The 23,682-nt window shown below is 67.5% G+C and carries 32 protein-coding genes and 1 pseudogene; 24 read left to right on the top strand and 9 right to left on the bottom strand.

The window, feature by feature from the left end; all coding sequences use genetic code 11:
• Positions 1 to 33: 33 nt before the first annotated feature.
• The 18 genes from RZ1_RS20110 to RZ1_RS31685 all read left to right on the top strand — a co-directional run bounded on the left by RZ1_RS20110 (position 34) and on the right by RZ1_RS31685 (position 15,332).
• The gene (locus RZ1_RS20110; protein WP_072814276.1) at positions 34 to 447 is read left to right on the top strand and encodes a hypothetical protein; all 414 of its coding nucleotides are present in this window, start codon (positions 34 to 36) and stop codon (positions 445 to 447) included.
• 62 nt (positions 448 to 509) lie between these two features.
• Positions 510 to 878: a hypothetical protein gene (locus tag RZ1_RS20105; RefSeq protein WP_139281905.1), complete on the top strand. Its 369-nt coding sequence runs from the start codon at positions 510 to 512 to the stop codon at positions 876 to 878.
• Positions 878 to 5,266 (top strand): transglycosylase SLT domain-containing protein, encoded by a 4,389-nt coding sequence (locus RZ1_RS31430; RefSeq protein ID WP_072814274.1) that lies wholly within the window; start codon positions 878 to 880, stop codon positions 5,264 to 5,266. Before RZ1_RS20105 ends, RZ1_RS31430 begins: the two co-directional genes overlap by 1 nt.
• Position 5,267: 1 nt before the next feature.
• Complete coding sequence (locus RZ1_RS20095; protein ID WP_072814273.1) at positions 5,268 to 6,191, top strand: hypothetical protein; 924 nt, start codon at positions 5,268 to 5,270, stop codon at positions 6,189 to 6,191.
• Positions 6,188 to 7,849, top strand: a complete 1,662-nt coding sequence (locus RZ1_RS20090) for a Gp37-like protein (RefSeq protein ID WP_072814330.1) — start codon at positions 6,188 to 6,190, stop codon at positions 7,847 to 7,849. The genes RZ1_RS20095 and RZ1_RS20090 overlap by 4 nt, the downstream gene beginning before the upstream one ends.
• Positions 7,850 to 7,874: 25 nt before the next feature.
• Positions 7,875 to 8,474: a phage gene 29 protein family protein gene (locus RZ1_RS20085; protein WP_072814272.1), complete on the top strand. Its 600-nt coding sequence runs from the start codon at positions 7,875 to 7,877 to the stop codon at positions 8,472 to 8,474.
• Positions 8,474 to 8,659 (top strand): hypothetical protein, encoded by a 186-nt coding sequence (locus RZ1_RS20080; protein ID WP_072814271.1) that lies wholly within the window; start codon positions 8,474 to 8,476, stop codon positions 8,657 to 8,659. The genes RZ1_RS20085 and RZ1_RS20080 overlap by 1 nt, the downstream gene beginning before the upstream one ends.
• Positions 8,656 to 9,396 carry a peptidoglycan-binding protein gene (locus RZ1_RS31425; RefSeq protein ID WP_072814270.1) on the top strand — a complete coding sequence of 247 codons (741 nt, stop codon included), beginning with the start codon at positions 8,656 to 8,658 and terminating at the stop codon, positions 9,394 to 9,396. Before RZ1_RS20080 ends, RZ1_RS31425 begins: the two co-directional genes overlap by 4 nt.
• Before the next feature lie 115 nt (positions 9,397 to 9,511).
• Complete coding sequence (locus RZ1_RS20070; protein WP_218020472.1) at positions 9,512 to 9,820, top strand: Acb2/Tad1 domain-containing protein; 309 nt, start codon at positions 9,512 to 9,514, stop codon at positions 9,818 to 9,820.
• Positions 9,817 to 10,155 (top strand): hypothetical protein, encoded by a 339-nt coding sequence (locus RZ1_RS20065; protein ID WP_072814269.1) that lies wholly within the window; start codon positions 9,817 to 9,819, stop codon positions 10,153 to 10,155. The genes RZ1_RS20070 and RZ1_RS20065 overlap by 4 nt, the downstream gene beginning before the upstream one ends.
• Positions 10,152 to 10,559: a hypothetical protein gene (locus tag RZ1_RS20060; RefSeq protein WP_072814268.1), complete on the top strand. Its 408-nt coding sequence runs from the start codon at positions 10,152 to 10,154 to the stop codon at positions 10,557 to 10,559. Before RZ1_RS20065 ends, RZ1_RS20060 begins: the two co-directional genes overlap by 4 nt.
• On the top strand, positions 10,559 to 10,867 hold the full coding sequence (locus RZ1_RS20055; protein WP_072814267.1) for a hypothetical protein: 309 nt from the start codon (positions 10,559 to 10,561) through the stop codon (positions 10,865 to 10,867). Before RZ1_RS20060 ends, RZ1_RS20055 begins: the two co-directional genes overlap by 1 nt.
• Position 10,868: 1 nt before the next feature.
• Positions 10,869 to 11,606, top strand: a complete 738-nt coding sequence (locus RZ1_RS20050) for a hypothetical protein (protein WP_072814266.1) — start codon at positions 10,869 to 10,871, stop codon at positions 11,604 to 11,606.
• Positions 11,603 to 12,481 carry a hypothetical protein gene (locus tag RZ1_RS20045; protein ID WP_072814265.1) on the top strand — a complete coding sequence of 293 codons (879 nt, stop codon included), beginning with the start codon at positions 11,603 to 11,605 and terminating at the stop codon, positions 12,479 to 12,481. Before RZ1_RS20050 ends, RZ1_RS20045 begins: the two co-directional genes overlap by 4 nt.
• A gap of 62 nt (positions 12,482 to 12,543) precedes the next feature.
• A complete protein-coding gene (locus RZ1_RS20040; protein WP_072814264.1) occupies positions 12,544 to 12,954 on the top strand; it encodes a hypothetical protein in 411 nt (136 codons plus the stop codon).
• A gap of 30 nt (positions 12,955 to 12,984) precedes the next feature.
• Entirely contained in the window at positions 12,985 to 13,419 is a 435-nt protein-coding gene (locus RZ1_RS20035; RefSeq protein WP_072814263.1) for a hypothetical protein, read from the top strand.
• Position 13,420: 1 nt separating this feature from the next.
• Positions 13,421 to 15,187, top strand: coding sequence for a hypothetical protein (locus RZ1_RS20030; RefSeq protein ID WP_072814262.1), 1,767 nt, complete (start codon positions 13,421 to 13,423; stop codon positions 15,185 to 15,187).
• A gap of 10 nt (positions 15,188 to 15,197) precedes the next feature.
• Positions 15,198 to 15,332, top strand: a complete 135-nt coding sequence (locus RZ1_RS31685) for a hypothetical protein (protein ID WP_280522834.1) — start codon at positions 15,198 to 15,200, stop codon at positions 15,330 to 15,332.
• A 131-nt stretch (positions 15,333 to 15,463) separates the two neighbouring features.
• Here the strand turns inward: RZ1_RS31685 and RZ1_RS20025 are convergent, their stop codons facing one another.
• Positions 15,464 to 15,859: an Aca2/YdiL-like domain-containing protein gene (locus RZ1_RS20025; RefSeq protein ID WP_072814261.1), complete on the bottom strand. Its 396-nt coding sequence runs from the start codon at positions 15,857 to 15,859 to the stop codon at positions 15,464 to 15,466.
• A gap of 232 nt (positions 15,860 to 16,091) precedes the next feature.
• Positions 16,092 to 16,328: a hypothetical protein gene (locus RZ1_RS20020; protein ID WP_072814260.1), complete on the bottom strand. Its 237-nt coding sequence runs from the start codon at positions 16,326 to 16,328 to the stop codon at positions 16,092 to 16,094.
• A 141-nt stretch (positions 16,329 to 16,469) separates the two neighbouring features.
• Here RZ1_RS20020 and RZ1_RS20015 point away from each other — a divergent pair, with 141 nt between their 5' ends.
• Positions 16,470 to 16,664: a hypothetical protein gene (locus tag RZ1_RS20015; RefSeq protein WP_072814259.1), complete on the top strand. Its 195-nt coding sequence runs from the start codon at positions 16,470 to 16,472 to the stop codon at positions 16,662 to 16,664.
• Between the two features lie 138 nt (positions 16,665 to 16,802).
• Here the strand turns inward: RZ1_RS20015 and RZ1_RS20010 are convergent, their stop codons facing one another.
• The 7 genes from RZ1_RS20010 to RZ1_RS19985 form a co-directional block, all read right to left on the bottom strand.
• Positions 16,803 to 17,102 (bottom strand): hypothetical protein, encoded by a 300-nt coding sequence (locus RZ1_RS20010; protein ID WP_072814258.1) that lies wholly within the window; start codon positions 17,100 to 17,102, stop codon positions 16,803 to 16,805.
• A gap of 23 nt (positions 17,103 to 17,125) precedes the next feature.
• Positions 17,126 to 17,659, bottom strand: coding sequence for a hypothetical protein (locus RZ1_RS20005; RefSeq protein ID WP_072814257.1), 534 nt, complete (start codon positions 17,657 to 17,659; stop codon positions 17,126 to 17,128).
• Between the two features lie 155 nt (positions 17,660 to 17,814).
• Positions 17,815 to 18,651 carry a helix-turn-helix domain-containing protein gene (locus tag RZ1_RS20000; RefSeq protein ID WP_169918017.1) on the bottom strand — a complete coding sequence of 279 codons (837 nt, stop codon included), beginning with the start codon at positions 18,649 to 18,651 and terminating at the stop codon, positions 17,815 to 17,817.
• A complete protein-coding gene (locus tag RZ1_RS30590; protein ID WP_072814255.1) occupies positions 18,648 to 19,094 on the bottom strand; it encodes a hypothetical protein in 447 nt (148 codons plus the stop codon). Before RZ1_RS30590 ends, RZ1_RS20000 begins: the two co-directional genes overlap by 4 nt.
• Positions 19,091 to 19,237, bottom strand: coding sequence for a hypothetical protein (locus RZ1_RS30585; protein ID WP_169918015.1), 147 nt, complete (start codon positions 19,235 to 19,237; stop codon positions 19,091 to 19,093). The genes RZ1_RS30590 and RZ1_RS30585 overlap by 4 nt, the downstream gene beginning before the upstream one ends.
• Entirely contained in the window at positions 19,234 to 19,416 is a 183-nt protein-coding gene (locus RZ1_RS19990) for a hypothetical protein (RefSeq protein WP_072814254.1), read from the bottom strand. The genes RZ1_RS30585 and RZ1_RS19990 overlap by 4 nt, the downstream gene beginning before the upstream one ends.
• Complete coding sequence (locus tag RZ1_RS19985; protein WP_072814253.1) at positions 19,413 to 20,309, bottom strand: hypothetical protein; 897 nt, start codon at positions 20,307 to 20,309, stop codon at positions 19,413 to 19,415. The genes RZ1_RS19990 and RZ1_RS19985 overlap by 4 nt, the downstream gene beginning before the upstream one ends.
• Positions 20,310 to 20,395: 86 nt before the next feature.
• On the opposite strand from RZ1_RS19985, the pseudogene RZ1_RS19980 reads away from it, so the two are divergent.
• The 5 genes and pseudogenes from RZ1_RS19980 to trpS all read left to right on the top strand — a co-directional run.
• Positions 20,396 to 20,926 (top strand): annotated as a pseudogene (locus RZ1_RS19980) (MFS transporter); the annotation flags it as partial.
• A gap of 5 nt (positions 20,927 to 20,931) precedes the next feature.
• Entirely contained in the window at positions 20,932 to 21,735 is an 804-nt protein-coding gene (locus RZ1_RS19975; protein ID WP_171061535.1) for an exodeoxyribonuclease III, read from the top strand.
• Entirely contained in the window at positions 21,732 to 22,187 is a 456-nt protein-coding gene (locus RZ1_RS19970; RefSeq protein ID WP_072814250.1) for a guanyl-specific ribonuclease, read from the top strand. The genes RZ1_RS19975 and RZ1_RS19970 overlap by 4 nt, the downstream gene beginning before the upstream one ends.
• Positions 22,187 to 22,612 (top strand): barstar family protein, encoded by a 426-nt coding sequence (locus RZ1_RS19965; RefSeq protein WP_083583807.1) that lies wholly within the window; start codon positions 22,187 to 22,189, stop codon positions 22,610 to 22,612. The genes RZ1_RS19970 and RZ1_RS19965 overlap by 1 nt, the downstream gene beginning before the upstream one ends.
• A gap of 13 nt (positions 22,613 to 22,625) precedes the next feature.
• A complete protein-coding gene (trpS, locus tag RZ1_RS19960) occupies positions 22,626 to 23,666 on the top strand; it encodes a tryptophan--tRNA ligase (RefSeq protein ID WP_072814329.1) in 1,041 nt (346 codons plus the stop codon).
• Positions 23,667 to 23,682: the final 16 nt, after the last annotated feature.

Raw genomic sequence — 23,682 nt, 5'->3', positions numbered from 1 at the left:
AGGGATGACAAGGGATACAGGGAGATACGAGCAATGGCTACACCCCGCAAGAGCACTGCCCGCAAGGCTGCACCGAGAGCGAAGGAGTCCTCGTTCGAGACGTTCAGCCGGTTCCGGGCTCGCGCCGCGAATCTCAGCTTCACCTTCGACAACTCCGAGGTGATCGAGCCGTTCGTGTTGGGACCGGACGACGGATTCGCCCCTCCCGTGGTCGTGCAGTTCCCCGACGATCTCGAGAACCAGTACGTGCTCGACCGCTGCCTGCGCAACAACGACTTCTTCGGCGCCCTGGAAGTTCTCATGCGCGGGGATCTGCGCCGGGTGCTCCAGGCGTTCAGCGCCGCGGAGGACGGGCACCGGCTCCTCGCGGGCCTCGTCTACTCGATCATGGATCACTTCCTCGGCCGCGGTGGTGCCGACGTGCCGGGGGGTTCCCAGCCCTCGTAGACCTGATCGCGAAGTTCGGGCCCCAGCTGCGGTGGGATTTCCACCATCTGCTGGGCCTGGACTTGAACGAGTGGTTGCGAGGGCAGCGCCACTGGGGTGAGTTCTGGGAACTCAAGGAGCAACTGCGCTTCGGTTCGGAGTTCTTTGCCGCGCAGCTCGAGGACGAAGAGCTCGCCGAACTGGCCGCTGACCTTCCCGAACCACCGCCCGCGCCGCCGAGCCTGCGCGGCTATGGCCCGTTGCTGCGCAAGCTCGACGACGTGCTCGACGCGATCCGCGGTCTGCACGCAGCGACCGTCGGCGCCAAACCGGGCGACATCACCCCGGTCGAACGCCCGAAGCCCCGCGTCGAGCTGGTGCGCCGCGAGCGTGCCTCGGCGGTGCTGGGCACTGTCACGCGCTTTCTGCTGCGCGGGAACGGAGGTCAGTGATGGCTACCTACACCGCCGGTAACGCCGCCGTCGAGGTCTGGCCGTCGTTCACCGACTTCCAGAAGAAGGTGCAGGCCTTCCTCGCGACGGTCGACGAAGAGCTGGAAGTCGGTGTCGTACCGGAGCTGTCGAGCACCTTCGCGCAGGACCTGCGCGACCAGCTCAATCTGGTGCACGCCACGATCGACGTGGATCCGGTGGTCGGCGACATGGCCGGATTCGCGCAGGAACTCGAGGCGCGTCTGCTGGCGATCGACGCCACGATCGAGATCGAGCCGGTCCTGGGGAACATGCAGGAATTCTCGGTGCTGCTGCAGGCACACCTGGACGCGATGAACCCCACCGTCCACGTCAACGTCGACATCGATCACACCTCGCTGGCGGCGCTGTACTCCCAGCTCAACGGTGTCAGCACCGGCGCCGGCCGGGCCCGGGGAAGCCTGGGCCGGATGGGTGCGGTCCGGTTCGGTGCCCTGCTGTCGGGTATCACCGCGCTGATCGGCGCGCTCGGTGGTCTCGTCGGCATCGCCGGCGGCGCCGCGGCGGGCCTGTCGGCGATCGGTGCGGCCGGGGTGATCGGGTCGACCGGCGTCATCGACGCGTTCTCGACGATGAAGACCGCCTCGGATCAGTCGACGAACTCGATGATCGCCAACGCCAAGGCCGTCGAGTCCGCCGAGGAGGCCCTGGCCGACGCTCGCGAGAACGCTGTCCGCACCGCGGTGCGTGGCCAGGAACAGCTCGCGTCGGCGCAGCGGGAGACGGCACAGGCCGAACGCACCAGTCTCCAGTCGCGGCGGGATCTGTCGGCGGCGTACAAGGACGCCAAGCGCGACATCGACGATCTCAACGACTCGCTGCGCTCGCAGGTGCTCTCGGAGCAGGAAGCCGAGCTCGCCGTGGCCGACGCGTACGACGCGATGGTCAAGTCCCGCACCGACGGATCGACGGGCAGAGAGCAGGAGCGCGCGTTCCTGACCTACCAGCGGGCGCTGGTCACCCTCGACGAGCAGCGCAAGCGCACCGCCGATCTCAAGACGCAGACGGAGGAGGCGAACACCGCCGGCGTCGAAGGATCGCAGCGGGTCCTCGAAGCGAAGGAGCAGGTCGCCGAGGCCGACCAGCGGTTGCTCGATGCCCGCACCGAGGAGGCCCGCACCCAGCGCGATGTCGCCGAGGCCAACGCCGATGCGCTCAAGCAGATCGAGCGGGCGCAGGCCGGTGTCACCGACGCTGTCGAGTCCGGCAACGCCGCGGCGAACGACTTCGCCGACGCCCTGGCCAAGCTCGCACCGAACGCCCAGCAGTTCGTCCTGGCCATGCAGGCCCTCGGCCCGCAGTGGAAAGACCTGCGGATGGCGGTGCAGGACAACCTGTTCGGGGGGCTCGGTGAGTCGATCACCACCCTGGCCGATAACCAGCTGCCCTACCTGAAGGACATGCTCGTCACGACCGCGGGGTCGATGAACGGGGCCTTCAAAGACACCCTCGGCATGCTCGACGAGACCCTGACCGGGTTGGTCGAGTCGGGGGCGTTCGAGCAGTTCAAGACCGCGGTCGGGCAGTCCATGTCCGGGCTCGCGCCGCTGGTGTCCGGGCTGGTGACCGGGTTCACCGAGCTCGGCATCCAGGTGCTGCCGACCCTCGGTCCGCTGTTCGCGTCCCTCGGGGATGCGTTCGCGTCGATGGCCCCGGCCCTGGGCACGATCGGTGCGTCCCTGTCCGGGGCACTGACCGAGCTGATGCCGCACCTGGCCGGGTTCATCTCGGCCCTGGCCGAGGGGCTCGCCCCGGTGATGCCGGTGCTCGGGCAGCTGCTGGCGTCCCTCGGGGCCGCTCTGACCCCGCTGATCCCTCCGCTGTCGGAGCTGCTGGTGGTGGTCGGGACCGCACTGTCGGAGGCCCTGGTCGCCCTTGCGCCGGCGATCGGTCCGCTCGGTGAGGCCTTCACCTCGCTGGTGACCGCGATCGCGCCGATCCTGCCGCTGGTCGCGCAGGTCATTTCGGAACTGGTGCAGGCCCTTGCTCCGGCACTGACGACGATCTTCGAGGCCGCAGCCCCGGTGATCCAGCAGCTTGTCGAGCAGATGGCGCCGATCTTCGAGCAGATGGCCCCGGTCATCTCCGAGGTGGCGGGCATCCTCGCGCAGGCCCTGGCCGGCGCCCTGACCGATCTGGCACCGATCCTGCCGATCCTCGTCGACTCGTTCTCCCGGATCGTGATGGCCGTCGCGCCGTTCCTGCCGCAGCTGGCCGAGATCACCGCACAGCTGCTGCCCCCGCTGATCGAGCTGTTCGGGGAACTGGTGCAGACGTGGCTGCCGCCGCTGACGACCGCGTTCGAATGGATCGCCAAGGAAGTGCTGCCGTGGGTGATCGTCGCGGTGCAGGACCTGGCCGATACCTGGAGTGACCGGCTCACGTCGATGTCGAACTACCTGCGCGATGCGCGGCAGTTCATCGGCGACGCGGTCGACGGGATCGCGGGGTTCTTCACCGGCCTGCGCGACACCGTCTCCGAGGTCTGGGACAAGGTCGTGAGCACGATCGCGAAGGCGATCGGCGCCATCGGCGACATGATGAAGCGGGTCGAGTGGGTGCCCGGTGCCGGGTCGATCCGGAACCTGGGTAACAACCTCGTCACCTGGGCCAGGGCGAACGGCTACGCCGCCGGCGGCTACATCACCGGTCCGGGTGGTCCGCGTGACGACCTGGTGCCGATCTGGGCATCGAACGGCGAGTACGTCGTCAACGCCGCGGCCACCGAGCAGAACCTGCCGTTGCTCGAGGCGATCAACTCCGGCAATGTTCCGCGGTTCGCCGACGGCGGCAGGGTCGCGCTCGATCGGGGTATCGCACAGGCGCAGCAGTACCACGGGCAGGCGTACGACTACGGCGGTTACACCGGCGGCGTCGACTGCTCGCTGCTCGCATCGAAGATCACCGCGGCGTTGCTCGGTCTCGACACCGGCACACGGTTGTTCAACACCGAGTCGGACTTCGAGGCCATGGGCTGGCGGCCGGGCATGGATCTGGACGGCTGGTCCGTCGGGATCTTCCGCGGTGGCGGCGGCCCGAACTCGCACATGGCCGGCACCCTCGCCGGTGTCCCCGTCGAATCCTCCGGTGCCGGAGTGTTCTACGGCCCGCCTGCCGCGGGCGCGGACGACCCGCAGTTCAACCTGCACTACTACCTGCCGCGGGAGATGTGGAACCCGCCGGACCCAGGTCCAGGGTCTGCGTCCGCTCCGGCGGAGTACGACCCGAACATCCCGGAAGGGCCGACGGGTACACCCGGTTCGTACCTGTCCGGCGGCAGCGGCGGGTATGCGACGCTGCCGGACTACGAGTCGGCGTTCACCCCACCCGGTTCCGGAGCAGGCGGCGGTGATCTGCCGTCGACGATCTCCGGGCTGTTCGGCGATGCCGCCAAGGCGTTCGTCGAAGGGCAGATGACCGACGCGTTCGATGTGATCGGGCTGCCCGACAAGATCCCGCCGGTCGTGCAGCTCGGTGTCGGTCTGGTCCAGGGCAAGTACCGGACGCCGGAGGAAGGCGCCGGCAACGGTGTGCCACCGAAGGGCGAGTCCTATCTGCCGGAGACCCCGCAGCAGGATCCGCTCGCCGGTGGACAGTGGACGACGCGGGATCAGAGCCAGCCGCCGCCGTCGATCGCGTCGGCCGCGCCGAACCCGGCCGAGACCGGGCACGTCTACAACCCGTCCGGTGGTGTCGAGCAGTGGCGCGGCACCGTCGAGTCCGTCCTGAGTGCGTTGTCGATGCCCTCGTCGTGGGCGGATCTGACTCTCGCGCAGATGAACACCGAGTCGAGTGGGAATCCCCAGGCGATCAACAACTGGGATTCCAACGCGGCGGCGGGCACACCGTCGAAGGGCTTGATGCAGGTCATCGACCCGACGTTCGACATGCTCTACCCGCAGTTCTCGACGGCGGGTTTCCCGGACGACATCTGGGATCCGCGGTCGAACATCGCCGGCGGCCTCTCCTGGGTCGTACATCGCTACGGCGGACCGGACGGCGTGTGGGGCCAAGCCCACGGCTACGCCAACGGTGGCTTCATCACCGGCCCGGGCGGTCCGCGCGACGACGTCGTGCCGATCTGGGCATCCAGCGGTGAGTTCATGGTCAACGCCGAGGCCACCGCGCGGAATCGTCCACTGCTCGAAGCGATCAACTCGGGTGCAGCCCGCATGGCGTCCGGTGGTGTGGGCGCGCCTCCGGTTCCGGCGATGGCCGGTGCGTCGGCGGCGGTGTCGGGTGCGCCGACCGAGTACCACACCCACTACCACGTCGAGGACATGTCCGAGGCGGTGCGCCGGGAGAACCAGCGTCGCCACCAGGAGATGCAGACGTACATCAGGAGGTGACGTGGGTAAGCCCGCGCTGATCGAGCTCGAGGGTGCGGACGGCATCGTCCGCACCCTCTCGGGCCCGGGGATGGGGGACCGTGGTGCCGAACTGGCCACGGCCCCGGCCGATTTCTACAACACGCCGTTCGAGGCGATCTACACCGCGCACGCCTACGAGCGCGGCTCGACGTACAACGGCAAGCGGATCAAGTCGATGTACCCGGTGTTCTCGGTCGACATCTTCGGCACCAAGGACCGGCCGTGGGAGTACTGGGACGACGAGTGGGCGACGGCGCTGACCGACGACCAGGACGCGTTCCTCTGGTACACCACCCCGACGCGGTCCTCGCGCCGGAAACTGGCCGTGCGGTTGGTCAACGAGATGCAGTTCAAGCCGATGCGCGATCCGCGGCTCGGTGAGTACGGGCGCGTGACGATGAACTGCATCGCGCCGGACCCGTTCTGGTACGAGGAGACCTCGGTCTTCGACCGCTGGCGGTGCATGGTCGATACCACCGACGGGCACATCGAGTGGGGTTCGGTGACGGTGTCGAACCCGACGCCGTACCCGATCTGGATCAAGTGGCGCGTGCAGGACGGCCCGCTGCCGGGGGTGAAGTGGCACCTGCCCGACTTCTCCTGGGGCAACAAGAGATACAAGCGGGCTGTCCAGGACGCCGACCGGATGCTGATCCTGCCCGAGCTGCTCGGCGACGAGCACCTCGACATCGAGACCGATGAGAACACCAAGCGGGAACCGGTGCGCTCGACGAAGGACACGCAGATCTATCTGCGGATGGACGGCAAGGCGTTCGTGTACCCGCTGCGCCCGTATCTGGATCCGGTGGAAGTACCGGTCGGTGTGCAGAACGCGCCGGCCGGTGTCGGAGTGCGGGTCGAGTGCCCGCGCCCGTGGCCCAAGCCGTGGGGGTTGCGTCGATGAGTACTCCAGTAGCCGAACCGGTCGACCTGATCGACTTCGACGCCGAATTCGAAGGACTCGTCCAGCAACTCAAGGACGAGGCCGAGGCCCGCCTCGCGCCGCCGGAGATGTCGATCTACGACGGCGACGCGAACCTGCGGGCGATCATCCGCAACGAGATCTCCGCGAACATCCAGTGGCTGCACAACGAGGTCGGCACCGCGGTGATCGACCTGCCGGTCGACTACTACCTGTCGGACTGGCTCATCGACGTCGACAACCGCGAGACCACCCAGGCGATCCTGCGCGTCGACAAGGACGGCGCCCGCTGGACCGGGCTGCTCGAAGAGATCCAGATCCACCACACGGACAGCGGAACCCGTTTCGTCCGTGCGATCTTCAAGCACGACCTGCAGCACCTGCACCACATCTTCGCGTGGAGCAATCCGTTCCTGCCGGCGGAGCTGCAGTTCCCGCGGCTGTGGATGTGCTTCTCCCAGCACATCCGGTGGGCCATCAAGACCACGATGCTCGTGAACATCATGCGTCTCGAGTCGTCGCTGTGGATGCTGCCCGACGATCCGCTCGACCCGGCCGGCTGGTTCAACTTCGACCAGTCGACCTGGACGATGGTCGTCAAACCGGACCTGCCCGACAACCCGGACCGGTCCCCGGCGGGCGTGATCCACTCGCGGTTCAAGTCGATGTACGAGGCGACCAAACGCGCAGTGCAGGACTCCCAGCTCACCTGGGAGCTGCGCCGCTACTTCCCGGGCGATCCTGAACCGTGGCCCGGCGCGGACATCGCGTACGGCACGATCGTGTGGGATCTGGTCGACAACAGTGCCTTCACCACCGGAACCTCGTTCGGCGGCACACTGTTCGACGGGCTGTGGCACGAGCTGGTCAACATCGGCAGCGACGGCAAGACCGAAACCACCGAGACCGTACCGGATCCGAACATGCCGGATCTGTACAAGACGGCAGGCGCACTCGGCAGTGATCCGTCGGTGCCGTCGGTGGTGTGGCGTGACGGTGAGCATTCGGCGATCCAGTCGTCGATGTTCTCGTATCGGCCGGCCGGGCCGGTCGGTGTTGTCGGCGGCGGTCATTCGATGCCGGGGATCAACGAGGGGATCTCCGCGACGGTGATCACCATCGCGGGGTTCCTCGGGTCGATGATCGGGCAATCGCAGATCGGCCCGGCTATCGATGCTGTGCTGCGCCCGATCTACATGGACACCGTCGGCGCGTTCGGTAAGTGGAAGAACATTGTTCGCGCGCAACGGCTGGGCAAGCACCATCTGCACGAGCGGTGGGCCGACGGTGCGGACCGGGCGTACACCCTGTCGTGGGTGCTGGCGATGCGCACCGCGATGTTCGCCACGAGGGAGACGACCCGCTGCACCATCTCCGTGGCCGACGGTGCACCGTGGCGGATCGGACAGCGCGGATTCGGGCACTGCTTCCTCGGCACGCGAGTCGGTTTCACCATCCGCGAGTTGCCCGGCCGGATCTTCGTCGAGCAGATCTCCGAACTGCGCCTGGCGTGGGACCGCAAGACCGCGCCGCTGTGGCAGATCCAGATCGGCCAGCGTGAGCCGGAAGACCCGGTGCTCAAGGCATTCGAGATTCTGCAGGACTTCCTGGGGATGCTCCGCGACCTCGGCGTCCTGTGACCTGTGTTCAGAGAGAGGACCGCCCATGCGCCTGGCGCTGCAGAGCAACTGTGACCAGAGCAAACCGGACCAGGCCCACCAGTGGGTGTTCACGGATCTGCCGTTCGGGCAGGACCAGACGTTCACCCCGGACCACAAACTGATCCCGGAATGGTCCCAACGTCTCGACGACGCTGGATACCGGCACGTCGATCAGATCCGGGCACTGGCGAACGAGGACGGGTTCATCCACGTCGACCAGCTACCCCAGCAGCGCAAGCGCTTCCGGCCGCCGTACCGCGGCCAACAGCACTACCTCAACCACGGGGACTGGTGCGACATGGACGAGCCGGACCTGGAGCCCTTCACCATTCCCGACCCGGCCGCGCACACCCCGCACGAGCAGGCCGCGATGGCCGAGCGCATGTACTACACCGGCGTGCTCAAACGCGCCGAGCCGGAACCGGACAAGGCCAGTGTGTCGCGGGCCCCGTTCAACCCGTCCGACCACACCGTCGCGTCGGTGAACACCTACCTCGAGTGGGGCGCTGCGGACGACGCGGAACGCAGCCGGGTCCTCGCCGCCGAGATGCTCGGCAAGAAACGCCAGCAGATCCTGCGCAATCCGAAATGGAAGGGACTGTGATGGCCGAGTTCGCCACCGGCGGGATCGTGCCGGTGCCCGACGGTCTCGCCGAGACGGGGCTGATCCCGGTGCTGAGCGTCGGGTGCGACTACCTCGTCCCCGACGCCGGCCGCCGCGAGCGCATCCACGAAGTGCTGCGCCGCCTGAACGAATCATTCGATCCCGGAGAGGACGAGAGTCGATGAGTTTCCGAATCGCGTACGGCAACAAGTATTCCGAGAACGGCTGGCGGATGTGCAACCGCGACGAGTGCGTCGTGGCGAACCCGCTGCCGTACACCAACACCGCGCCGATCCGGGCCGGGGACGCCGCGACGATCCTCAACGCGTGGATCATCTGGTACCACCGCAACGTCGAACCGCTCACCTCCCCGGTGTGGGGATGGTCCAACGAGAACGCCGTCGGTAACTCGAATCACCTGTCCGGCACCGCGGTCGACATCAATGCGCCGAAGTACCCGTGGGGTCTGCGGTCGATGCCCCGCGCTCGCATCGTGAAGGTGCGCGCCGGGCTGCGCCTGTTCGAGGGCACGGTGTTCTGGGGCGCCGATTGGGGACGCGCCGACGAGATGCACTACCAGATCGGATACCCGGAGGGCGACAATCGGATCGCCGCGTTCGCGGCCAAGCTGGACGCCGGGCACCTCGGCATCTACAGCCCGGGCCCGGCCGACCCAGCCCCCGCTCCGGCACCGGGGCCGACGTCGCCGCGGCCGACGCTGTCCCGCGGCGGGGTCGGTGACCACGTGCGCTACCTGCAGTCGCTGCTCAACCGCGCGTACCCGGCGTACTCGACGCTCGTCGTCGACGGCGACTTCGGGCCCGCGACCGAGTCGGTGGTGCGGGAATTCCAGCGGCGCGCCGGCCTGCCCGTCGACGGCATCGTCGGCCCGGCCACCTGGCTGCGGCTCGGTGTGCAGTGACACCCCTGGCTGTCGGCTTCGCATTCGTGTTGTCCATCACCTGCTGGGGCCGACGGTACGCGCGGATTCTGCGCGACGACCGGTCCGAGCGCTACCCCACGTAAGGAGCCTTACCGTGACCGACCACTCCAGCCCCACCTCGGCGGCGGACATCAACAACCGGTTCGACTTCCACCCGGCCACCACCGCGGAGAAACGCGGCGAGCACACCAGCATCCGCGAGGCGTGCAAGACCTTGGCGCACACGCTCGACGCACGGGTGCCCGGCGGCCGCGAGAAGGCGCTGGCGCTGACCCACCTCGAGGAGGTCATGTTCTGGTCCAACGCGGCGATCGCCCGCGCCGGCGATCCCGCCGCACCGGACACGCCCGACGCAGCGCCGGCCAGACGCGGCCGTGCCACACGAAAGGACACCAGCGCATGAGCACCGACGTCGACACCCGGTCACACATTTTCTGGGACGAGCACCTCGCGCCCACGGCGACGCGGGAACTGCCCAGCACGTTCCGCGACAACGACACCTTCCTCGACATCGAGGTCCCGGCAACGGACGAGATGATGGACGGTGTCTTCGGTTCCCTGGAGTCGGTGGCACGGCTGCTGAACGTGACTGTCGATCGTGACGGTGCCCCATGGTCCGGCGTCTTCGCTCAGGTCTCCCTGGCGAAGGACGCGGCCGGTACCGCGGTGTTCGTGCTGACCTACCGCAGCACCACCGCCGAGACCGACGTGCAGAAGCTGCTGGGGGTTCTGTCATGAGCGAGAGGAACGTCGTCGATTTGGTGACCGAACGCGTCCTCGAGGACCTGCCCGCCATCGCCGAGAAGATCGTGGAGGCCGCGATCGTGCCCATCACCGAGCGGGTTGCAGCCGAGGTCGCGGCACGGATGGGCACCGGCGTGCCCGCCCCACCGGCACCGGCGCCGGCACCGGACCCGAAGACCGATGCCCGGGAACGGGCGCTGCGCACCACCGTCCAGGGCGCGGCCGCCACTGTGCTGATCGCGGTGTTGCTGGCCGTCGCAGAGCTGCTCGGCACCGGCACCCTCGACCTGTCGACCGGCGGTGCGTGGAAGGCGATCGCCGGCACGGCCGGGGGAGCAGCGCTGATGGCGGTGATGGCCTATGTGCAGCGTCTGATCGACCCACCGAAGGATCGCTGATGGGGGAGTGGTTGCTCGCGCTGCTCGCGCCCGATCGTATCCAGGCACTGGGCATCGCCGCGACGACAGTTCTCGGTGCGTGGACTGCCCGGCAGGCAACCGTGGTGAAGAAGCTGCAGGCCGAAGTCGCCGAGCTGAAGGCCGGTCGGGAAGAGGACCGCGCGAAGTTCCGTGAGGCGATCCGGTTCATCCGGCAGCTGCTGCGGCACATCGAACACCTCGATGCGTTCCTCGGACACCACGCCCCGGGGCAGCAGCCGCCCGCTACGCGGCCGGTGATCCCCGAGGGTCTCACCGAGGAGATTTGAGGTGACGACCCCGGGACAGAACGCGCCGGACGGGGCCTGGCAGTTCGGCGATCGCATGGGCCAGGAGTACACGGGGATGACGACCGCGGACGTCATCGCCATGATGACCGGACAGGCGCGTTCCGATCTGAACACCGCCAGCAACGGATGGAACGGTGTCGTCTTCGACCTCAACGACATCCGCACCCAGTTCCAAGACGGGCAGCTCGAACTCAACGAACGGACCGAGCTGCTCGAAGGGGTGTCGGGTTACTGCCAGGTCTTCATGTCGAAGAACTGGAACGTGGTGCAGAACCAGCTGATCACGCTGCCGTTCGACGCCCAGCTAGGTCCGGAGAAGGGTGCTTTCCCACACGGAGGCAACGGAATCCGGTTGGCGACGCGAGGTTTGTGGCGTGCTGATCTGCATGTCACCGCCGACAAGATGACCAACTCGAACTTCCAGGCCGAGGTCTACGTGTCGGTGATGAACCTGGCCACGGGCCTGGTGTTCACCGAGCACCAGTACGACATGGTGCTCACCCCGTCCGGGTCGGAGACCGCGTCGTTCTCGATCACGTTCGTGATCCCCGACGACAACAACTACGTGGTGCGGGCGAGGGTCAAACACAACCGAACCAACCGGCTCAAGATTTTCGGTGGCACCGTCCGTAGTGCACTGTCGGTGAACAAGTGGGACAACCGCACCACGAACGCGCTGGTGCTGGACGAGGCGCCGGACGGTGGTGATCTCGGATGACGACCCCGAACCAGGCCGCACCGGACGGGGCCTGGCAGTTCGGCGACCGCATGGGCCAGGAGATGGCCGGCCTGTCCCAGGCGCAGCTGATCGAGATGCAGGTCGCCGGCCCCCGCGCCAAGCTGCTCGAAGCGGTGGACCTGTTCAATCTGTTCAAGCAACGTCAGGACTCGACACCGGCGTGGATGACCGACGGGCAGAACGCATTGCGCAACCGTCTGGATCTGATCGAGCAGGCATCCGGATACGGGTCGGCGGTGATGAGCAAGAACTGGAACATCCCTTACAACCAGTGGGTGGTGTTGCCGTTCGACGCGCAGCTCGGGCCGGTGAAAGGGGTCGCGGTGACCGCGCCGGACGAGCGGACCGGGTGGCTCACGTTGAAGAAGGGCGGGCTGTGGCGCGTCGACACCCACTTCACCGTGACCGGCATGTCGATCGGTTTGCAGTTCTACTACGTCGGCACGACACCGATCTTCTACAACACCTACAGTCCGATCTTCCCGAAGGTGGCGCTCGAGGTCGTCGACGACCAGGGCGCGGTGATCACCGCCAAGCAGTTCGACCTGGTCTCGGACATCGCCATCAACTCCCAGGGCCTGGCCCAGCAGAACGCCCCCCGGTCCGGGGCGTTCACGCACACCTTCGTTTTGGAGAACATGCCGCCGGAGGACGATCCGGCGGCCCCCGATCACTGGGTGCACGTGCGGTTGGCGATCCGGTACGAGCCGATCTATCAGGGCGTGATCAGCGAGACGACCTGCAAGATCCTCGGCGGCACCAAGCGGTCCTCGCTGATCGCCACCCGCTGGTCGAGGGATGTGAACCACATCAACTACGCCGACGACGTACCCGACGGCGGTGACCTTGGATAGGAGCGCGACGTGACCTGGTTCATCTGGTGGTGGGCATGGCTACTGCAGATGGCGGTGCTGACATGACCATCGTGACCGGCAACATCCGCGACATCGCCGGCGTCGACGACGCGACGGTGTTCACCTTCGAAACCCCCACGGTGCGCGGCGGGCTGGGCGGCGGCGTCGTCACCATCCGGGCGCGCCGCTACACCGCCGAGTACGGGGTGCTCACCACCGACGATCTCGAGCCCGGGCCCGCGGTGCTGCACCTGTCCGGCGGCATGCGCGCGGACTACCGCATCACCATCCCCGACAGCGATACCCCGGTGCAGCTGTGGCCGCTGATCGACGCGGCCACCGAGCCCGACAACACCGCGTGGATGACCGGGTTCATGCGCAACGCCGGTGGTCTGGCGCGGGGGAAGGCGATGCCGCTTGCCGACTACGCGTCGGCGCCGAAGGATCCCGAAACCCTCTACATCCTGTTCTGAATCATGCTGTGCGAGAAAGGTTTTTATGCTATGGCGATCGGTAAAGTGTTCGGGCTGTTCCTCAAGTCCCTCGCGAACAAAGAGGTGGACCTCGACAGCGACACCTTCAAGGTGATGCTGTGCACCGCGGCGTACACACCGAATCAGGACACCCACCAGTACAAGTCGCAGGTCACCGGTGAGGTGGCCGGCACCGGGTACACCGCCGGTGGTGCGACATTGGCGACCGTCACTGCGACCTACGACGCGGCGACGAACACCTTCAAGTTCGACGCCGACGACGTGGTGTGGCCCGGGTCGACGTTCACCGCGCGGTACGCGGTGATCTACGACGACACCCCGGCGACGGCGGCGACGAAACCGCTCGTCGGGTACGTCGACTTCGAAGCCGACATCCCGGCGACGAACGCGCCTTTCCAGATCGTGTGGAATCCCGCCGGGATTCTGGCCCAGTCGACGCCGTGACATGGCGATCTTCCGCAACGGCAAACCTGCCGTAGCGCTGCGCTGGATCGACGCGGCCGGCACCGAGAACCACGTCGTGCGGGTGCACTGGGTCGACGCTGACGGTGTCGATCATCTGGTGTGGGACGGGACGGTACCGGCGCTGATCAACGCGCCGGTGCTGGCCTCGTCGCTGGTGCTGCCCGCCCCGTCGGTGCGGGCCGCGGCGACCGTCACCGCGCCGCTGCTGGTCGCCGGGGTGCAGATGCCGACTCCGGTGCCCGGTGGCGGTGGCGGTGTCGACGCGCCGGTGCTGACGTCGGTGGTGGAGCTGCTCGCGCCGACGGTCAGTGCGGGTGCCACGATCACCGCACCGGTGCTGTCCTCGACGGTGGAGCTGCTCGAACCGGGTGTCGGTGTCGATGTCGCCGGGACGGTCCATGCCCCGCCGATGATGGTCATGGTCGAGTTGCTGGCGCCGCAGGTGCAGGTGCCGGCCACCGTCGAGGCGCCGGTGCTGACCCTGACTACCGCGCTGACCGTGCCGGAGCTCCGCGCGGGCGCCACTGTCGCGGCGCCGGTACTCGAGGTGGCTGCGGGGTTGCCGGTGCCCACGGTGAGCGCCGGCGCGACCGTGCAGGCACCGGCACTCGGGGTGTCGGCGCAGCTGCCGGCGCCCGAGGTCCGCGCGGGCGCGACGATCACCGCGCCCGTTCTCGAGGCCACCGTCACGATGCCGGCGCCGATCGTGTCGGCGGTCGACCCGGGTGTCGACTACGCCGACGACTTCAACCGGTCCGACGGTGTGCTCGGGTCGAACTGGACGTACCGAAACGGCAGCAGCTTCCCGAAGGTCTCGGGTAACCAGGTCGCGGTCGGTGGCACCACCGACGGCTACTACGAGTGCACCTGGGTCAATCCGTGCCTGACCAGCGAGCAGTACGCCGAGTGCGACATGGTGACCGGCGGCGAGCGTAGCTCGGGAATCATGCTGCGCTACAGCTCCTCTGGTGTGGGTGTGATCCTCACCTGGATCGGAACCAATCTCGCGATCTTCACCACGACCGGGTGGAAGGGCGCGGGCGGTGTCAACCGCACCGGCGATGTCGCGTCCGGCACGACCCTGGCGGGTAAGCGGCTGCGGTTCACCGCGATCGGGAACGTCTACACCGGCTACGTCGACGGGGTGGAGAAGATCCAGTGGATCGACACCGGCAGCGTCGTCCCGACGACGGGGCGGCTCGGTGGTCTGGCCCTGCAGCGGGCCAACTTCTCGAATTCCGGGACCATGGACAACTGGGCGTTCGGTGATCTGGATCTGACGCCGACGCCCGGGTATGTGGAGGCTCCGGTGTTGACGACGGCGCTGGAGTTGCTGGCGCCGACGGTGACAACCGAGGCGCCGAGCTGGTCGCCGATGGGTATGGACAAGTCCGGCACCCAGTCGTGCCCGACGTCGTACGTGCCGGTCACCGGCTGGACGGCGCGGTCCGGGTACCCGTCGACGTCGATCGTGTCGAACGCACTCGTCGCGGACGGCCCGGCGACGGTCACTGTGTACGGGAAGATCACGATCACAGGCGGCACCGTGCCGGCGGTTGCGTTCAGGATCAAGAAGAACGGCACCGTGATCTACACCTCTGCGAAGTCCGGGAGCACGCAGTCCGGGTCGGTGTCGGTCACTCTCGCGGCCGGGGACGCCCTGACCATGGAGGCCGAGTCCTCGACCTACGCCGGGACGCCGACGATCCAGGCCGGCGCGAGCAACACCTACCTGTACTTCGAATGATGGAGGAACCGTGCAGACCGTGACGCTGAGCGAAGTGGATGGCAGCACAATGGATGTCGAGCTGGTCGGTGGCTATCTGACCGTGACGGTACGAACCAACGACGCCGAGGTGCGCTCGGCAGCGTGGCAGTGGCCGTCGAGCTGAGGCCCATCCGGGGTCTTTCGATCCGAACCGGATGGGTTCGTTAGGTTAACGAATGAACCTGGTGTGCCCGAGTCGTGACATGGCAGCGCCCCCACCTCCCGGTGGGGGCGCTGTCGTTTCTCGGTCTGGAGCTACTGGTCGACGGGGACGTCGTGGTACACGACGCTCACGTCCGTGCCGGCGGACTCTGCGGCGGCTGCCGCGGCGGCCCGATGCCATCCTGACGGGTACGTCGAATCCGGCTCCGCGGCGCGATAGGCGGCGTCGTTGCGGTACGTCACGATCTGCCCGGTCTCGCGGGCACTCGCGGCGAGCGCGGCGGTGAGCTGCAGGGCAGCCGCGGTGATCGCGGTGATCGCATCGCGCACACCGGTGGGGATGGGTGCGGTGCCGCCCTCCCACCGGCGCCAGGTGCGGATCTGGACGCCGAGGTGATCGGAGAGCCAGTCGGCGGACAGGCCGAGTCGCTCTCGGGTGACGCGGAGCTCGGCGTCGGTCATGGCGCCGGTGGCGGTGGGGGTACGCATCGTGGTCCTCTCGGCTGGGTGGCGCCCCACCCGGTGATGGGTGAGGCGCCACGGGTGCTGCGTCGCAGCGTAGTCGGCGGGGTGATCAGTCCTCGTCGTCGACGAGGGTGATGGGCACGCCGGCGGCGCGGTACTCGGCGAGCAGGGTGGAGTAGATCGGCGTCATTCTGGTGGCCTTCCGGTGGGTGGGGCGGGGCTCGGGTGGGGCCGGATTCCCGGCCCCACCCTGCTCTCAGTGGTTGGTGAGGGTGGCCATTGCGATCTGCTTGCCGTCCGCGTCCCAGATGAAGTACCCGGTGACCTTCTCGTCCGATTCGGGGTCGTGGATCAGGGTGAAGCCTTCTTCCCGGGCCCATTCGAGGAGGGTGTCGAAGGCGCCGCCAGCGATCCAGTCTTCGAAGTAGATGACCTCGTCGGTGGAGGGGTAGATGGTGAGGTGCTCGGGGGCGATGGTCTCGATGCTGGTCATGTTGGTCTCCTGCGGGTTGGTCTTGCCTTGTTGACATGAATTACTATACCCACTTGACGAACCAAAGTCAACACGTGAAGAAGTGCCGATGTCAGGCGATACACCTTGCGACATAACCTGTTGGATGAGTAGGGTCATGGCATGGCAGCGCTCAGATTCCTCTCCCGCAAGCAGTTCGCCGAACGGATCGGCCTCAAAGACGCCGGCGCCCTCGGCAAGTACAAGCTCCCCGAGCCCGACGCCTGGGTCGGTGATGTCCGCGGCTGGCTTCCAGAGACCGTCGACGAGTGGCAGGCGAACCGGCCCGGCAGGGGTGCGCGCACCGATCTGACCTAAAGACAGCAAAGCCCCGGACGACCAAGGAGACCAGGTGTCAACAAGGCAACCGCCCGTCCGGGGCTCTGGCAGAGTACCTCATAGGGCACGGCCCCCGAACCGCATCGGTTCGGGGGCCGTGCCCTATGAGGTGAAGCGCTACCGCGGTTCCTGCCTGCTGTCAGGGTGCGGCGTGTACTGACCGAACAATCCGACAGGGTTGCCCGCGATGTACTGCTGGTGCTCGTAGTCGGCTCGCGCCGCCAGCGCAGCCCGTGCCCGTTCCTGCTGAGCCTTCACCTGGAGATGGCGGTCCCACAGGCGGCTGCCGGCGAACATTGTTGCCGCGATCACCCCGGCGAGCACGATCAACGGCCAGTACTCGAGCACGAAGCCGAGGACGAGTAGCGCCCCGAGCCCGGTGAGCACCGGATGCCGGGACGGAAAAGAGGCATGCATGTCGGAATCCGTTCGGGCCGAGGCTACTTCTTGGTCAGTGTCACGACGACCGGATCGTCTCCGGCGACGATGGTGCCGGGTGCTGGCTCGATGCTCACCGCCGTCCAGTTCGCGGCCATGATCACCAAAGTGCTGTTCGGATCGGCCGACCCGAGGGTCACGTTCGTCAGTCCCAGGTCCGCCAGCTCCTGTCGAACGATCTCGCCGTTGCGGCCGGCAACCTCGGGAAGCTCGACCTCCGCGACGACGGCGGCGGTGGTTGTGGTCGGTGCGGCTGCCGCCGCGACCGGGGGAAGCGCCTGGGTTGTGGTTGTGGTGGTCGGGGCAGCTGCCGTGGTGGACTCGTCCTTGTCGGACCCGCCGCCGGCGACTCCGGCGATGACGACGAACGCTGCCACACCGCCCGCGACCCACGGCCACTTCTTTCCCTTCTTCGGCGCCGGAGGCTGAACGGGTGCGAAGTTGCTCGGGTACTGACCCGGCTGGGGCTGCTGCCCGTAGTACTGCGGTTGCCCGCCGTAGGGCTGGTTGTATGGCTGCTGGGGAGGCTGCGTCATTTTCGGGTGTCTTTCCTGGGTTGGAACAGAAGAGGTGGGCGCGGCAACCCGTTACGAATGTTGCCGCTGCCCCGAGATCGAACGAACTGCGCGGTTCGTTACGTCTGTTTTGTGAGGAACTACAGGTCACAGATACTGCGGTCGCGATGGTGGCGTCACCCGGCTGCGACTGTCGCCGCCATAGTGGCGTCGCGCTTCCATCGCCACACCGCGTCCTTCGAGACACCGAGCCGGTCCGCGACGTCGCGGAGTGTCTCGCCCGCCGCGACGCGTTGCAATGCTTCGGCTCGGATTGTGTCGTTGTGCTTGGTGCTGCGACGAGCGGGGCGCTTCGCCGCGACGACCGGTGCGACGTCGAGCCTGAGCGTCTGCTGCGTCGCGACAGGGATTGTCTCGCCTGGTGCTGCGACAGGTTGTACCGGTGTCGCGGGTGCGACGCGCAGTCGGCGGACGTGGTGGGGTGTCTCGTCGCGGTCGGTGTCGCGGATCGGCCTATCCGGGTCGGCGGGTGTGACAGTCGGGTCCGGGTTTGTCGCGCGATCGGCGGGTTCTGTCGTGGTTTCATCTGCTGTTGTTGCGGTTCTGTCGTGGTCCTGTCGCGCGACCACGATCGTTAGGTGCACGGCAGCGAGTGTCACGAGCGGTGGGATGACCGCGAGCCCGACAGCAATGTGCGACATCGCGGTGAGCCAGGCGTGAATCCCGTTGCCTGCGACAGACAGGATCGTGCCTGCGACGAGCAGCGACCAGGCGTACCAGCGAGCATCACGTCGCACGACAGCTGCGACGGTCGGCACGATGATCATGCCGTCGAGTGCGACAGGCAGGATCCACGCTTGGTCGGCCGGCCACTGGTGCATCACGGCGAGCGCGGACAGCGCGGAGAAGCTGCGGGTGAATGCGGCGGATGCGACGGCGAGTGCGGCTGTCGCGGCGAGGAAGACTGCGACGGTGTGCCCGCTCGGCATGGTCGGCTTCGGGAAGGTGTTCACCACAGGGTCAGCTCCTCGGTCTCGGTGAGGGTGGTCGGCGCGAGCAGGAGCTCGGCGAGTTCGGCGCAGGCCGTGTGATTGGCGTATCCGTAGGAGGCGACTGCGCACCGCTCGGCGAGCTCGTCGGAGATGGTCGCGACCCATTCGCGGATCCGCTTCCACGTGAGGACGTGAACCGGCTGCGTGACCTTCCCCGTGATGATGTCCCAGTCTTCGGTTCGGACGACGACGATTCCCCGTGTGCGGACCAGTGCGAAGGGTCCGTGCCCGCGGCCGATGCCGGGCCAGGTGACGGTGCAGCTGCGGGTGCCCATGCCTCCGAAGTGGTCTTCGAGGTATTGGTCTTGGTCGCCGCGGCTGGATGCGACTCTGCAGATGGTGATGGCGCCGAAGCGGTTGAGGATTCGACGCTCGTCCTCGTTCAGCGGTGTGGTCGTGTTCACCAGGTACCTCCGTAGATGGTGCTGACGGGGATGGTGCGGAACGGTCCGCGGCCGGTGCGCCAGGCCAATACGAGGAAGCCGGCGGCGATTGCTGCGACGGCGATGGTGTGCCGCGACGGCAGGTGGGGGCGGAGTGTGGTCACGGGGTCTCCTGGTCGGTGAGGGTGGCGGCGACCTGGTCGAGGAGCTCGGCGTAGCGGCGCATACGGGCCGCGGCGCCATCGACGGTGTCGAGGCTGGTCATGGTGGCGTCGTGCCGCAGTTGGCCGGCGAGTGCGCGGAGCTGCGCGTCGGCGGGTGCGGTGGTGAACGCGGCGGTCATGCGGCGGCCCTGGTGGTGCGGCAGTGGCAGCGCACGCCGAGGTCGTTCTCGTTCATGACCATGCCGATGTCGTCGCAATCGGGGCACTTTGCGGAGTTGTACTGGGCGGGCGAAGGTGTCTCGTCCTTGCGGGTGGCGCCGGATGCCGACATCGCTTGCCACAGGCGGATCCAGCCGTGGACGTGCATGGTCGGGTTCTCGGGCCGGTGAGCACGCACGGCCGCCTGGGCGAGCGCGTCGATGCCGTGCCGGTCGATCAGCTCGAGCAGGATCCTTTTCTGGTCGGGTTTGATGCGTGAGTAGCTGGCGGGCAGGCCCACGGCGAGTGTGGCGGCCTCGAGGTCGGCGATCTTCTGGCGGTTGCGTTTGAGTTCTTCTCGGGTGATCTCCGACGACGACACCGTGGCGAGGGCGTCACCAAGTGAGGTGGGTGCCTGAGGTGCGGGGTTGTTGTTTGTTTCAGTTCTTGGTGATGGGTTCTTTGTAAAGGCGCCCGTTTTCCCGTCGCGCGCCCGACCGACTTTCGCTTTTCTGGGCGTCGGCGGTTCAGGGGTTTCGCCGGGGGTGCCAGGCACTTCGTAGATGGTTTGGATGGTGGAGAAGCGGCCGTCCGCGTCGCGGTGCTTCTCGCGGACGAGGTAGCCGGCGGCGATGAGTTCGCGCATGACGGTGCGGATCGCTTCGCGGCCCTCAAGGGGGGAGGCGGCGGCGATCGCTTCGGAGCGGATGTGCCAGTCGGCGGGCTTGGACAGCAACCAGGCGAGGAGACCACGGGCGCGGAAGCTGAGACGTTCGTCGTTGAGGAGAGCGTTCGAGAGGACGCTGAAGTTGTCGGCCAGACGTGGGCCGCGACGGATACCACCCTGCGGGTGGGCATGGGTATGCTGGGGCACTGTTCGACTCCTGACTAGTCGGACAACCGGCCCGTCGTGAGTGACCGCTCACGTCGGGCCTTCTCTTTCAGTGGTGCTCTTTGTCGAGCTTGTACACCTACCTGGCGACGACCCTCACCGACGTCACCGGCGTCGCCCGCTCGACGGTCCCGATCGGGCTGGCCGTGTACGGCGCGGGCATGGTCGTGGGCAGTCTGGCCGGCGGCCGCATCGCCGACCGCGCGCTGATCCCCGGCCTGATCGGCGGCATGATCGTCTACGCCACGTTGCTGGGCCTGTTCGTCGCCGGTGCCCGTCACCCGGTCACCGCGTTCGTTCTGCTGTTCCTGATCGGCGCAACCAACGCCGCACTGATCCCGGGGCTGCAGACCCGGCTCATGGACGTCGCCGCCGAGGCCCAGTCCCTTGCCGCATCCCTGAATCACGCCACGCTCAATGCCGCGAACGCGCTCGGCGCGTGGCTCGGTGGCCTCGTCATCGCCGCCGGGCTCGGCTACACGGCCCCCGCCGCGGTCGGGTCCGTGCTCGCGCTCGCGGGGGTCGCTGTCCTCGCCGTGTCCGTCCGACTCGACACCGTCCCGCCGGTCCGGATCCGTCGTCTGCGTCGGATACGGTGACCGGCGTGCCTCGCATCATCACCACCGTCAACGTCAACGGCGTGCGCGCCGCGGCCACCAAGGGCCTGCTCGAATGGCTCGCGGCGTCGGCCGCCGACATCGTGTGCCTGCAGGAAGTCCGTGCGACCGAGAAGCAGTTCCACACGGCGATCGCTCCCGCCCTCGCCGCGGGCTGGCAGGTCGTCGGCGCCGAATCCTCCGCCAAGGGCCGGGCCGGTGTCGCGATCCTGTCCCGCGTTCCGGCGGACGCGGTCCGCGTCGGGTTCGGGGACGAGAGTTTCGCCGACACCGGCCGCTACCTCGAGGCCGACTTCGGCGACCTGACGGTCGGAAGTCTCTACCTGCCGACCGGCGAGGCGGAAACCCCCAAGCAGGACGAGAAGGAGCGATTCATGAAATCGCTTGCGGCGTACCTGGGGGAGCGCGCCGCCGAGGTCGTCGGGGCGGACCGGCACATGCTCGTGTGCGGCGACTGGAACATCGCGCACACCGAACGGGACATCAAGAACTGGAAGGGCAATATCCGCAAGTCCGGGTTCCTGCCCCATGAACGCGAATGGGTAGGCGATCTCCTCGCGACCGGTCAGTGGCGCGATGTCGTGCGCGAGCACCACGGCGACGTCGCCGGCCCCTACTCGTGGTGGTCGTACCGCGGCAAGGCCTTCGACACCGACGCGGGCTGGCGCATCGACTACCACCTGGTGACGCCGACGCTCGCCGACCTGGTGACCACCGCCCGCGTCGAACGGGCCGCCACCTACGCCGAACGCTGGTCGGACCACGCGCCGGTGACGGTCGAATTCCGGTGAGCCGGCACACCCGGACGGCCCTGTTCGCGCTGCTGGCCGCGCTCGTTGCGCTGTTCGTGGCGGCCTGCGGGGGCTCGGAGACGGGATCGTCCGTGGCACCGCTGCTGTCGGCCCCGCCCGCGTCCCCCGCGGTTCCGCCCGGGGGCGACACCGTCACCTGCGACCCGGCCGGACCGATTCCGGACCACGTGTGGGACACCCTCGAGCTCATCGACGCGGGCGACTGGCCCCCGGACGACGCCCCGGGAACCGAGGGCGGCCGCCGATTCGGCAACTACGAGGGCGAGCTGCCTGCCGTCGGCGACGACGGGCAACCGGCGGCCTACCGGGAGTGGGACGTCAATCCGAAGAAGCCGGGACGCAGCCGCGACGCCGAACGCATCGTCACCGGTGCGGACGGATCGGTGTGGTACACCGCCGATCACTACGAGTCGTTCACGAGGATGTGCTGATGCGAGCCGACCTGACATTGCTGGAGACCACCCGTGCCGGTGCCGCCGACCTCGAGGAACAACTGCAGCAGGACGGGCACGTCGTCGTGCACGTGCGCGGCCGGCGGATGACGACCCTCGGGCTGTTGTTCGACGAGTTCGCCGCGGCACTGCAGTTCCCGTACTACTTCGGTGCGAACAAGGACGCCTTCGACGAGTGTCTGTCCGAGGTGCGCGAGGCCGACGATCCGTCGGTGCTCGTGTTCGACGCGCACGAACTGCTCACCGGCGAACCGGACCAGCTCGCGTGGTTCGTCGCGGTACTCGGGCAGATACCGCTGCGGGTGATCCTGCAGGTTCCGGCGGAACACAGTGCGACCGTGGTGGAGCGATTCGCGGCGGCCGGGCACGGCGACCTCGGTCGCAGCACCGAACCCGGTGCGTGACAGTATCGAGAGCATGTCGAGCACTGCAGATCAGAACGCCACCGCGCCGACCGCCCGGCCTCGGGTGCTGTCCGGCATTCAGCCCACCTCGGATTCCTTCCACCTCGGAAACTTCCTCGGTGCGTTGCAGCAGTGGGTGCCGATGCAAGACGAGTTCGACGCCTACTACTTCATTCCCGATCTGCACGCGATCACCGTCCCGCAGAACCCGAAGGAGCTGCGCAATCGGGTGCTGGTCTCGGCCGCGCAGCTGCTGGCGCTGGGCATCGACCCGGACCGGTCGGTGCTGTTCGTGCAGAGCCAGGTGCCCGAGCATGTCGAACTGTCGTGGGTGCTGACCTGCATGACCGGTTTCGGCGAGGCCAGCCGCATGACCCAGTTCAAGGACAAGTCCGCGAAGCAGGGTGCCGAGCACGCCGGCGTCGGGCTGTTCACCTACCCGATGCTGATGGCCGCGGACATCCTGCTCTACCGCGCGCAGAAGGTGCCCGTCGGCGAGGACCAGCGTCAGCACCTCGAACTGACCCGCGACCTCGCGCAGCGGTTCAACAAGCGGTACGGCAAGACCTTCGTCGTGCCCGAACCCCACATCGTCAAGGGCACCGCGAAGATCTACGACCTGCAGGACCCCACGTCGAAGATGAGCAAGTCGGCCGACACCGCCGCGGGTCTGATCAACCTGCTCGACGATCCGAAGGTGTCCGCGAAGAAGATCAAGTCGGCCGTCACCGACAACGAACGGGAGATCCGCTTCGACCGCGACACCAAGCCGGGGGTGAGCAACCTGCTCACGATCCAATCGGCGTTGTCCGGCCGCGACATCGACGACCTCGTCGCCGGATACGAGGGCAAGGGCTACGGCGACCTCAAGAACGACACCGCCGAGGTGCTCACCGAGTTCGTGACGCCGCTGCGGGCGAAGGTCGACGAGTACCTGTCCGACGAAGCCGAACTGCTCCGGATCCTGTCCAACGGCGCGGACCGCGCTCGCGACGTGGCATCCCGGACACTCGCCCAGGTCTATGACAAGGTGGGATTCCTGCCCCGCAAGTAGACCGCCGAAGGAGCGT

This window comes from Rhodococcus zopfii NBRC 100606 = JCM 9919, from assembly GCF_001895025.1.
Classification (GTDB): Bacteria; Actinomycetota; Actinomycetes; order Mycobacteriales; family Mycobacteriaceae; genus Rhodococcus; species Rhodococcus zopfii.
The sequence above is the reverse complement of the archived record's forward strand: the minus strand, read 5'-3'. Positions and strand labels throughout refer to the sequence as shown.